The organism is Gammaproteobacteria bacterium, assembly GCA_029880545.1.
Classification (GTDB): Bacteria; Pseudomonadota; Gammaproteobacteria; order Acidiferrobacterales; family SZUA-150; genus JAOUOD01.
Genome location: JAOUOD010000004.1, coordinates 157000 through 167586 on the forward strand (window position 1 = coordinate 157000; position 10587 = coordinate 167586).

Annotated in this window: 11 protein-coding genes and 1 tRNA gene; 6 read left to right on the forward strand and 6 right to left on the reverse strand. The window is 53.8% G+C overall.

Features of this window, described 5'->3' with window-relative positions; all coding sequences use genetic code 11:
• The first annotated feature begins 50 nt into the window (after window positions 1-50).
• The 6 genes from OEZ10_06095 (at window position 51) to trxA (ending at window position 3791) form a co-directional block, all read left to right on the forward strand.
• Window positions 51-127 (forward strand) — tRNA-Ile (locus OEZ10_06095).
• 309 nt (window positions 128-436) lie between these two features.
• On the forward strand, window positions 437-820 hold the full coding sequence (locus tag OEZ10_06100; protein MDH5632553.1) for a response regulator: 384 nt from the start codon (window positions 437-439) through the stop codon (window positions 818-820).
• A complete protein-coding gene (locus OEZ10_06105; protein ID MDH5632554.1) occupies window positions 820-1197 on the forward strand; it encodes a response regulator in 378 nt (125 codons plus the stop codon). The genes OEZ10_06100 and OEZ10_06105 overlap by 1 nt, the downstream gene beginning before the upstream one ends.
• A gap of 65 nt (window positions 1198-1262) precedes the next feature.
• Window positions 1263-1694 carry a response regulator gene (locus OEZ10_06110; protein MDH5632555.1) on the forward strand — a complete coding sequence of 144 codons (432 nt, stop codon included), beginning with the start codon at window positions 1263-1265 and terminating at the stop codon, window positions 1692-1694.
• Window positions 1695-1696: 2 nt separating this feature from the next.
• Window positions 1697-3343, forward strand: coding sequence for a hybrid sensor histidine kinase/response regulator (locus OEZ10_06115; GenBank protein MDH5632556.1), 1647 nt, complete (start codon window positions 1697-1699; stop codon window positions 3341-3343).
• A 76-nt stretch (window positions 3344-3419) separates the two neighbouring features.
• Window positions 3420-3791: a thioredoxin gene (gene trxA / locus OEZ10_06120; GenBank protein MDH5632557.1), complete on the forward strand. Its 372-nt coding sequence runs from the start codon at window positions 3420-3422 to the stop codon at window positions 3789-3791.
• 21 nt (window positions 3792-3812) lie between these two features.
• On the opposite strand, the gene OEZ10_06125 is transcribed toward trxA, so the two are convergent.
• From OEZ10_06125 to OEZ10_06150, 6 genes are all read right to left on the reverse strand, one after another.
• Window positions 3813-4862, reverse strand: coding sequence for an NADP(H)-dependent aldo-keto reductase (locus OEZ10_06125; protein ID MDH5632558.1), 1050 nt, complete (start codon window positions 4860-4862; stop codon window positions 3813-3815).
• A gap of 28 nt (window positions 4863-4890) precedes the next feature.
• Window positions 4891-6726, reverse strand: coding sequence for a GspE/PulE family protein (locus OEZ10_06130; protein ID MDH5632559.1), 1836 nt, complete (start codon window positions 6724-6726; stop codon window positions 4891-4893).
• A gap of 95 nt (window positions 6727-6821) precedes the next feature.
• Entirely contained in the window at window positions 6822-7790 is a 969-nt protein-coding gene (lipA, locus tag OEZ10_06135; protein ID MDH5632560.1) for a lipoyl synthase, read from the reverse strand.
• A gap of 14 nt (window positions 7791-7804) precedes the next feature.
• A complete protein-coding gene (lipB, locus tag OEZ10_06140; GenBank protein ID MDH5632561.1) occupies window positions 7805-8455 on the reverse strand; it encodes a lipoyl(octanoyl) transferase LipB in 651 nt (216 codons plus the stop codon).
• Between the two features lie 5 nt (window positions 8456-8460).
• Window positions 8461-9327 (reverse strand): D-amino-acid transaminase, encoded by an 867-nt coding sequence (gene dat / locus OEZ10_06145; protein ID MDH5632562.1) that lies wholly within the window; start codon window positions 9325-9327, stop codon window positions 8461-8463.
• Between the two features lie 128 nt (window positions 9328-9455).
• The gene (locus tag OEZ10_06150; protein MDH5632563.1) at window positions 9456-10580 is read right to left on the reverse strand and encodes a D-alanyl-D-alanine carboxypeptidase; all 1125 of its coding nucleotides are present in this window, start codon (window positions 10578-10580) and stop codon (window positions 9456-9458) included.
• Window positions 10581-10587 lie beyond the last annotated feature (7 nt).

The window sequence follows — 10587 nt, forward strand, 5'->3', positions numbered from 1 at the left end:
TTGATGCTGTTTAATAAACGTATTTTGTGTAAACTTGGCGACCCTTTTGCGGGCCTGTAGCTCAGTTGGTTAGAGCAGGGGACTCATAATCCCTTGGTCCCAGGTTCGAGTCCTGGCGGGCCCACCACATTTTTCCGTTCTATTATCCTGAGAAGCTTGCCAGGCCCTTCGCGCCCAGGCCTCCTCATTCGCTGGTATCGATGCCCCGGGCAAAAACCCCCAGCCAGGACGACTGAAGCTTCCTTTTGGCCGCGAGTTCGTGGCTGCAAAATGTTGCCGTGGCCCCTGAATAGACCGTTTTGTACGCAAAAAATGTAAATATTTATAAAACCAATGGCCAGTTCCACGGTCTGCTACCACATTTAAAAAAGAACTGTACTAAACTAAACCCGTCTATGGATCGGGTTATTACCTTACTTTGGATGTAAGTTTGGCAGTGGATGAACCAAAAGAAAAAGTTCTCATTTGTGACGATGAGCCGACGATCGTTGAGTCAGTACGCTATGTGGTGTCCAAGCTGGGCTATGACTATCGGGTTGCCAACAATGGCGACGACGCGCTCGATCTGGCAATGGAATTCAAGCCTGATGTTATGTTGCTGGACTGGAATATGCCGGGTCTGACGGGTATCGAGGTGTGTCGGGCACTAAAGAATGACCCGCTCATGCGCGATACTTATATTATTCTCCTGACTGCCAATGCGCAGGTGATCGAGCAGGAGAGTGGCCTTGCCTCAGGGGCGGATCGTTATATCACGAAGCCTTTCAGCCCGAAGGGTCTGGGGCAGGTGTTGACGGATACGTTTAAGGAGCGACAATAGTGCAACAGAAGATCAGCGTACTCATCGCCGAGGATGAGCGCTTCATTTCCCATGCATTGAAGGAGATTATCCGGCGTAATTTTGCCTGTGATCGCCTGGATATTGCCAATGATGGTGCCGAGGCAATGGGTTTTCTGAAATCCTACAGTTATGATATCGCGATACTTGACTGGAATATGCCTAACAAGACCGGGGACGAGGTTCTGGTGGATATTCGTTCTGCCAGCAAAACCTCGTCTATGCCTGTAATCATGCTTACCGCACGGTCGGACAAGGACAGTGTTATTACAGCAGTTCAGGCCGGAACCACGGATTATATTGCCAAACCGTTCAAGCAGGGTGATATCCTGCAGCGAATCAAGAGACTGTTGAGCTAGGTTTTCAATCCTGCCATGTTTCCGGGACCCGGAAACATGGCCAGAAAGTGCTGGACATATATTTCATGAACGAGAAAGCAAAGCCTGGCATCATGTTGGTTGAGGATGATGTTGTTGATGTCATGACCGTCAAGCGTGCATTCAAGAAGGTTGGAATCAACAACCCCATGTATGTCGCCAATGACGGCCTTGTTGCCCTGGAAATGTTGCGTGGAACATCAACGGCAAAGATCAATGAGCGGCCGAAAATTGTGCTGCTTGATCTGAATATGCCCAGAATGAGCGGCCTCGAATTTCTCGAAGAGTTGCGCAAGGACCCTGACCTGAAATCCATCGTTGTGTTCGTATTGACGACGTCAAGAGATCATCGGGACAGGGAAGAAGCCTACAACCATAATGTGGCTGGTTACATTGTCAAGCCGGTGGAGCAGGCAGAGTTTGTCGATTCGGTCAAAAAGATGGGCGAATACTGGAACCTGATCGAGATGCCGGATTAGTCATGAGCCCACAAAAAACAAAATACCTGATTATCGATGATGATGCTGTTGACAGGGCATTGATCAGGCGCATTCTGAACAATGGCAAATATTCAGGCGAGGTAATTGAGGCAGACTCCGCAGCCACGGCAATGGAAATGCTTTCCGGGCTTGTGTTCGATTGTATTTTCCTTGATTACCGATTACCACAGCAGGATGGAATGAGCCTGCTCAAGTGGATACGTTCGAAGGATATAAAGTCTTCCGTGGTCATGATGACCGGCATGGGTGACGAGCGCCTGGCAGTGGAATTCATGAAAGCCGGGGCTTCGGACTATATTGCCAAGTCCCAGATCGATGATCAGGCCATATCTCATGTACTGCAGAATCTGGTTCGACTTCATGAAGCGGAAGCTGCGCGTAGTCTTGCCGAAGATGCCCTGCGAGAAAACCAGCGCGCACTGTCTACCTTGATGAGTAACCTGCCCGGAATGGCGTACAGAAGCCGACCGGACAAGGGCAGAACCATTGAGTTCGCCAGTGAAGGCTGTCATAGCCTGACCGGTTTCGATTCTGACAGTTTTCTTACCAACAATATTATCTATACAAATATCATACACCCTGAAGATCGTAAACGGGTGAATACCACTATCTCTGGCTGCCTGGAACAGGGGCGCCGGTTCCAGGCAGCCTACCGTATTTTCTCGCGCGAAGGCCGGGTAAAGTGGGTATGGGAGCAGGGCTGCGGTGTTTATACCCACCAGGGCGACCTGATCGCCATTGAAGGATTTGTTACTGATATATCCGAGCGCGTGGCCTTTGAGGATGAGATTAAGGAGAAAAACCACAAGCTTGAAGACCTGATGAACAATCTTGAGCACAAGGTGACCGAGCGTACCCGTGATCTCGAAGAAGCCAATGCTGAACTGTTCAGACTCAACAAGATCAAGACGGAGTTTCTTTCCATTGTGTCGCACGAGTTGCGCACACCACTTACATCGATCAAGTCCTTCGCAGAAATTCTGCTTGACGATATCGATGATGTTGACGTTGATACTGCACGAAACTATCTCGGCATTATAGACAGCGAGGCAGATCGTCTGGCCAGGCTGATCAGTAACCTGCTCGACCTGCAGAAGATCGATGCCGGCAAGATGACCTGGCATGACGAGATGACGGACATCATCGAGCTCGCCAGAGCTTCCATGCAGGTGTTCGAGGGCGCGTACCGGGACAAGAACCTGTCCCTCAACCTGAAATCCGACATGGACCAGTTATACAGTGTTGTCGACCGGGACAAGATTCGGCAGGTGTTCTCCAACCTGTTTTCCAACGCACTCAAGTTTACCGATGACGGCGGGGTTGAAATAAGAATTGATGTAGATGGTTCGTCCGGTGAGCATTTATTGATATGTATTACCGATACCGGTCTTGGTATTCCAGATGAAGAACTGGAAAAAGTATTCGAGCGTTTCCACCAGGTAGACCAGTCGCAAACCCGGAGGTATGGCGGTACCGGGCTGGGCCTGGGCATCTGCAAGGAGATTGTCGAACATTACCAGGGCCGTATCTGGGCGGAACGCGGTGACAATAACCAGGGCACGCGTATGAGCCTGATGATTCCGCTTGCGGAGAATCAGCTGCCGCGTGAGGCCAGCGCCTCCGGCTGAGTATCCCCCGGTTTTTGTAACGTCGCGGCAAATCGGCTAGACTTCGGCCTCTTTTTTCTTCCAGGTAGTGATTCCCATGAGTACTATTTCCCTCGATTCCGAAAATCTTCGTGAAACCATTGATAATAACGATATCGTCGTTATCGATTTCTGGGCGCCGTGGTGTGGCCCGTGCCAGTCGTTCGGCCCGGTCTTCGAGAAGGTTTCCGATGAGATCACGGACGTGGTGTTTGCCAAGGTCAACACCGAGGAGCAGCAGGAAATCGCCGGCATGTTCCAGATCCGCTCAATCCCGACATTGATGGTGTTTCGTGAAAATATCATCGTCTTCGCCCAGCCTGGTGCGTTGCCGGAATCCGCCTTAAAGCAGATTATCGACAAGACCCGGGAGCTGAACATGGATGAGGTTCGCGCCGAGATTGAAAAGCAGCAGGTCGAACAGGACTGATTGTGACCGCGAACAACCCGGTCACGGACTGGGATTGGGGTAGCGCTGATGTATGGCCTCAATCCCGTCAAGCACTTCCTCGCCAAGAACCATGTCAACACTGTCGATATTGATTTTCAGCTGCTCGAGACTGGTGGCACCAATAATTGTGCTGGTCAGGAAAGGGCGGCTGTTTACGTAGGCCAGTGCCATTTGCGATGGGTCCAGGCCGTGATCCCGGGCAAGGGCAGTATAATCTTCAACCGCCTTGACCGCGTTGGGCCGGGAATAGCGGGCGTAGTTTTCAAACAGCGTCAGCCTGGCGCCTTCCGGTTTGGCCCCGCCTATATACTTTCCTGAAAGCACGCCGAATCCCAGCGGCGAATAAGCCAGCAGCCCGGTTTGTTCATGACGGGCAAATTCCGCCAGCCCGATTTCAAAGGTCCGGTTCAGCAGATTATACGGGTTTTGTATCGATACAATGCGCGGGAAACCTTTTTGTTCGGCGACGCGCAGGAACTGGTGCAAACCCCAGGGCGTTTCATTGGACAGGCCGATATGGCGAATCTTGCCGCTGTTGACCAGATCGTTCAGCACCGACAGCGTTTCCTCGATACCGGCAACATCATTGTCAGATGATTCTTCCGGGTAACTGTAGCCGAGTTTACCGAAGAAGTTGGTTGGCCGGTCCGGCCAGTGCAGTTGGTACAGATCTATATAATCTGTTTGCAGGCGCTTCAGGCTGGCTTCAACCGCGGCTTCTATGTTGGCGCGATCCAGCCGTGCGTTGCCGTTGCGAACATGTGACATCCAGTCGGCGCGGCCTATCACCTTGCTGGCGATGACAAGCTTGTCCCGTCCACCGCGCTTGTGCAGCCAGTTTCCAATAATGGTTTCGGTTGACCCGTAGGTTTCGGCGCGTGGTGGTATGGAATACATTTCGGCGGTATCAATGAAATTGATTTCATGGTCCATGGCCATGTCAAGCTGGGCATGACCTTCTGCCTCGGTATTCTGTTCGCCCCAGGTCATGGACCCGAGGCAGATAACGCTTACATCAATATTGGTGTTGCCAAGCTTGTTATAAATCATGGTGCTCCAGTTGTCTGAACGTCTTTGTCTATTTTTCGATGTGTGGTGGCGCGACCTTCATGACTTCTTCAATCGTGGTCAGGCCCCGTGCAACTTTTTCTGCGCCACTCAGGCGCAGGCTATGCATACCCTCCTTGTAGGCCTGTCGGCGCAGTGAGGCAATGTCGCCTTCTTCATCAATAAGCCTGTGCAATGGTGCGCTCAGTGACATCACTTCATAAATGCCAATACGCCCCTGGTAGCCTGTGTTGCGACACTCAAGACAGCCCGCAGGTTTGCATACCTGTTTGGGCGCGTGCACGGTCCATGGTGCAATCAGCGCCTGCCATTGGCTTTCATCTACGGTCGTTTTTTCCTTGCAGTGAGGACACAGGGTGCGCACCAGGCGCTGGGCGACGATGCCTACCAGTGTTGCATTGAGCAGGTAGGCAGGTACGCCGATTTCCATCAATCGCGTGATTGCTGTCGGTGCGTCATTGGTATGCAATGTCGACAATACCAGGTGACCGGTAAGGGCGGCCTGTACCGCCATGTCCGCAGTTTCGCGGTCGCGGATTTCGCCCACCATAATGATGTCCGGGTCCTGGCGCAACAGGTTGCGCACTCCTGCAGCAAAATCCAGGTCAATGTTGGATTGCACCTGCATCTGGTTGAGACTGTCATCAATCATTTCGATCGGATCTTCAATGGTGCAAACATTGACTTCCGGCCTGGCCAGGTGTTTCAGCGTCGAATAGAGTGTTGTGGTTTTGCCGGACCCGGTAGGGCCGGTAACCAGGATAATGCCGTGAGGGCGGCTGACCATATCGTTCCATTTTGACAGGTCATCATCATTCAGACCCAGCTCCTTGAAACTGCGCACGAGTACTTCCGGATCAAAGATACGCATGACCAGCTTTTCACCAAATGCGGTGGGCATGGTCGACAAGCGCAGTTCAATTTCCTTGTCGTCCGGTGTCCTGGTCTTGATGCGCCCGTCCTGGGGGCGACGTTTTTCGGCGACATCCATGCGCCCGAGAATCTTCAGTCGTGATGTTACTGCCGCGGTGACCGGTGGTGGTAGCTGGTAGACAAGATGTAATACGCCATCGATACGGAACCGGATGTTTCCCTGGTCTCGACGCGGTTCGACATGAATATCACTGGCGCGCTGATCAAAGGCATACTGCAACAGCCAGTCGACAATGGTAACGACGTGCTGGTCATCGGCGTCAAGCTTGCCTGTGCGACCCAGCTCCACCAGTTGTTCGAGATTGTTCAGGCCGCTGTCGCTGGCGCCATGATCGCGACTGGCCTGACTCACGGATTTTGCCAGGCTGTAAAATTCCACCGTGTAACGACTGACATCGGCCGGGTTGGCAAATACCCGTTTTATCGGTTTTCGTACTGCCCGGGAAATCTCCTGTTCCCAGTCACGGAACGCCGGTTGCGTGACGGCAATCACCACTTCCTGGTCATTAATGGCAACCGGCAGAATCCGGTTTCGCTGCGCGTAGCTGTATTTCATGACTGTGGTGATGGGACCAACATCGGTTTTCAGCGGATCGATGTGGTAGTAGGGCAGGCCGATCTTGGATGCCAGCCACTCTGTCAGGGTTTCGGCATCGAGCAGTTTGTGTGGCGGTTTTGCATTGACCGGTTTTTCATTTATAACCTGTGTAAGCGGATGGGTCTCGCCATCGAGGGTTGGCGTGGCCCGGTACAACTGTTCTCTCTGCTTGTCATCAATCAGGCCGTCTTCCAGCAAGCCTTCAACGACGGTTCGGAAGTCGAGTTTCTTTTGTTCCGTGCCAATGCGAAAGCCCGACCAGTTTACCTGTGACGTGCCTGTCTTTTTATCCGTGGGAGTTTTCACCGTTGCCATGGTTTAAGTCCATCCATTCGCTGCATGGCATCTACTATGCCGCGAATGGCGGCAAACTTCCACGCGGGAAACGGTCGAATCGCATTTTGTCGAAGCTAAATACCGGCAGCCTGCTGATCGGCATGGTAGGAGGACCTGACCATTGGTCCGCAGGCGGCCTGTTTGAAGCCCATGGCCTCGGCCTCGCGGGTATACGTGTCAAAGGTTTCGGGGGGTACGTAGCGTTCCACCGGCAGGTGATGCTGGCCGGGTTGCAGGTACTGGCCGATGGTGAGCATGTCGCAGTCATGATTGCGCAGGTCGCGCATGACATTGAGTATTTCATCGTCCTGTTCGCCGATGCCCACCATCAAGCCGGACTTGGTGATGACGTCCGGGTAGTGTTGCTTGAATGCCTTGATCAGGTCCAGTGAATGCTGGTAATCGGCGCCGGGTCGCGCTTTCCTGTACAGGCGCGGAACGGTTTCGAGATTATGGTTCAGCACATCGGGCAAGCCACTGGCAAAAATGTCGATGGCCTTGTCCATGCGCCCGCGAAAATCCGGCGTCAGTATCTCGATACGGGTTGTTGGCGAGGTGTTGCGAACGGCATTGATGCAATCAACAAAATGTTGCGCGCCGCCATCTCGCAGGTCGTCACGATCCACCGAGGTGATAACAACGTATTTCAGACCCATGGCCTTGATGGTATCGGCCAGCTGTTGTGGTTCACCGGCATCCAGCGGTTCGGGTTTGCCATGGGCGACGTCACAGAATGGACAGCGCCGGGTGCATATCTTGCCCATGATCAGGAACGTGGCAGTACCGTGACCAAAACATTCGCCAAGGTTCGGGCATGCCGCTTCTTCGCAAACCGTGTGCAGTTTGTGTTGACGCAGTATGTCACGCAGGCGCAAGGCTTCCGGATTGTTGGGCGCCTTGGCGCGTATCCACGATGGTTTGCGCAGCGGCACATCCCTGGGTACTACCTTGACCGGAATACGACTGGTCTTGCTTTCGCCCTTGAGCGGGTTGGGCGGCAAGGGTTTGTCCTTATCCGGGTTGTAATCGTTACTGCTGGACATGGTCAGGTGTGATCTCAGGACTGATGCTGAACAAGAATCTCGGGCCGGTCATTGTACCCCAGGTTCCGCAGCAGGTGTGATTGCAATTGCTGTTGCACGGTATTGGCATCGTAATCAAACAGCTCCTTGAGCTGGGTCATGCGAATACCCTGCAAACCGCAAGGGGTAATGCGATCAAAAGGTTCCAGGTCCATGTTGGCATTTATGGAAAGGCCATGGTAACTGTGATGGCGGCGAATGCGCAGTCCCAGCGATGCCAGCTTGCTGTCATTTACGTATACCCCGGGCGCGCCTTCACGCCGGTGACCCTGGACACCGTAATCAGCGAGCAGGTCGACGACGGTCTGTTCCATGGCATCAACCAGTTGCCGGACGCCCCAGTTGCGTCGTTCCATGTCCATGAGTACGTAGGCAATATATTGACCGGGGCCATGATAGGTAATGTCACCGCCACGGTCAGTCTTGATGCAGGGAATCTCGCCAGCGGCCGGTGGTTGTTCGTGGGCATTGAGTCCCAGCGTATAAACCGGCCGATGTTGCAGCAGCCATATTTCATCCATGGCATCGGCCTTGCGATGCATGGAAAAATATCTCATTGTCTGCCAGACTGGTTCGTAATCACGCAAACCCATGTCACGAATCCTGACAGTAGACAGCCCTGTCATGACAGTCAGTCTACCTTGCCGTCACGAAAGTCCTGCTTGTATTGCCTGTAGATAGCAAACATTTTTTCATGCATGGCACCGGGCTTGCCGCTGCCCACGGGCTTGCCGTCAATGGTTGTAATCGGCAGGATCTCCTTGGTTGAGCTGGTCAGCCAGACTTCGTCGGCATCAAAGACTTCAGCCTCGGTAATATCCCGTTCTTCCATGGCAACATTATTGGCCTGCGCCAGCTCGACCACCAGGTCGCGGGTAATGCCGGGAAGAATATAGCGACCCTTGCCCGGTGTGGCGATGACGTTGTTCTTGACGATAAATATGTTGCTGGCCGCGCCTTCGGTAAGCATGTGATCGCGTAACAGGATGGCTTCAACGGCGCCTTGTTGCTTGGCCTGTTCCCGCAACATCACTGCGGCAAGCAGGGCAATGGCCTTGATGTCGCAACGTAGCCAGCGGATATCCTCGGCGGTGACAGCATTGACACCGTTGGCCAGGGTGGTGTCATCGGGATACTTGAGCGGAGTTGCATAGGCAAATACCGTCGGCTTGCTTGAAGCCGGGAACACGTGGTCGCGCGGTGCCGGGCCACGGGTAACCTGCATGTAAATGTACTGGTCGCCGCTATCGTCGCCTGCAAGTTTGTCCAGCATGTCGGACCATTGCTGACGCGTCATGTCCAGCGTGATACCCAGTGCCTTGAGGCTGTTGTCCAGGCGTTGCAAGTGATGCTCGAGACGGAATGACCGTCCGCCGAAAACCGGTATGACTTCGTAGACGCCGTCTCCAAAGATGAAGCCACGATCAAAAGCGGAAACCTGTGCCGTGTCAGCCGGAACAAATTCACCGTTGAGATAAACCTGCTTGATGTTATTCATTGTATTCAGCCAGTGGGTTGATAGTAATTGCATGGGGCAGATGCGTTACCGATAAAATTGGGCTGGTACCGCCGCTTGCCTGTTAAAGGTGTCCTGGATCCTGTTCGTGACCGGGTCAGCTGACCCGGTCATTGAAACCGGATTCTAATCGAATCCATCAGTCGACTGAACAGGCCACCTTCATCGATTGGTGCCAATGCCACCAGCGGCGCCTCGACCAGTTGACGGTCTCCGAGCGAGATTTTAAGTGTGCCCAGTGGCTGGCCCCGCCGTACAGGCGCATAGACAGCATGGTCGAATTCCAGGTTGGCCCGGGTTTCGTGATGACGGCCACGGGCGAGGGTCAGGACAATGTCTGAACTGACACCGGCTGCAACCTTGTCCCTTTCGCCCATCCACACCGGGACGTTGGTAATTCCGTGATTGGCCTGGTACAGGCGCCGGGTTTCAAAGCCGGTAAATCCGTATTCCAGCAGTTCCCTGGCCGCATCGGCCTGGTGTTGCGCGTTGTCAGCGCCCAGTACGACCGCGACCAGTCGCATCCCGTCTCGTTCGGCGGAGGCGGCGAGGCAATGCGCCGCGTGTCGCGTTTGCCCGGTTTTCATACCGGTTATATCGGCCATTTGCCAGAGCAGGGCGTTGCGGTTGTGAAATTCCAGTCCGCGGTAGCTGAATATTTTTTGCGAGAACCGGGTGAGTTCACCGGGATGGTCGGCAATCAGTCGCGAGGCCAGGCGGGCCAGGTCACGGGCACTGGAGTGGTGTCCCGGTTGATCGAGTCCGGTGACGTTGGTGAAACGGGTGTTTGACAATCCGAGCTGTTGCGCCCGCGCATTCATTAGCCCTGTCATCGCTGCCTCTGAGCCGGCTAGATGTTCGGCCAGCAGGATCGCGGCATCATTGGCCGAGGCGATAATGATGGCATCAAGCAGCTCGCTGATGCTGATGTGTCCGCTGGCGGCGAGATGTATGCGGGAGCCGGTGGTCTTTACTGGTCTTGCTTCAACTTCGGTGCTGGTTACCGGTTCATTACGCCCGAACTTTTCAAGCGTTTCGAGCGCCAGCATGAGCTTGGTCAGGCTGCCTATGGCCCGTTGCTCGTCGGCATTGTGCTCTGCCAATACCTGGCCGCTGTCGATGTCCATCAACAGCCAGGCCCTGGCCTTGACTGATGGTTCGGCGACAGCGACTTGCATCATGCTGACTATGGATAACAGCATGATTGACAGTGTTGATGTGACGCGGTGCATCATTGCCTGG

Coding starts and splice junctions, on each gene's coding strand:
- OEZ10_06110 (MDH5632555.1), top strand. CDS start 1,263: ATGAACGAGAAAGCAAAGCCTGGCATCATGTTGGTTGAGGATGATGTT.
- OEZ10_06115 (MDH5632556.1), top strand. CDS start 1,697: ATGAGCCCACAAAAAACAAAATACCTGATTATCGATGATGATGCTGTT.
- trxA (MDH5632557.1), top strand. CDS start 3,420: ATGAGTACTATTTCCCTCGATTCCGAAAATCTTCGTGAAACCATTGAT.
- OEZ10_06125 (MDH5632558.1), bottom strand. CDS start 4,862: ATGATTTATAACAAGCTTGGCAACACCAATATTGATGTAAGCGTTATC.
- OEZ10_06130 (MDH5632559.1), bottom strand. CDS start 6,726: ATGGCAACGGTGAAAACTCCCACGGATAAAAAGACAGGCACGTCACAG.
- lipA (MDH5632560.1), bottom strand. CDS start 7,790: ATGTCCAGCAGTAACGATTACAACCCGGATAAGGACAAACCCTTGCCG.
- lipB (MDH5632561.1), bottom strand. CDS start 8,455: ATGACAGGGCTGTCTACTGTCAGGATTCGTGACATGGGTTTGCGTGAT.
- dat (MDH5632562.1), bottom strand. CDS start 9,327: ATGAATAACATCAAGCAGGTTTATCTCAACGGTGAATTTGTTCCGGCT.
- OEZ10_06150 (MDH5632563.1), bottom strand. CDS start 10,580: ATGATGCACCGCGTCACATCAACACTGTCAATCATGCTGTTATCCATA.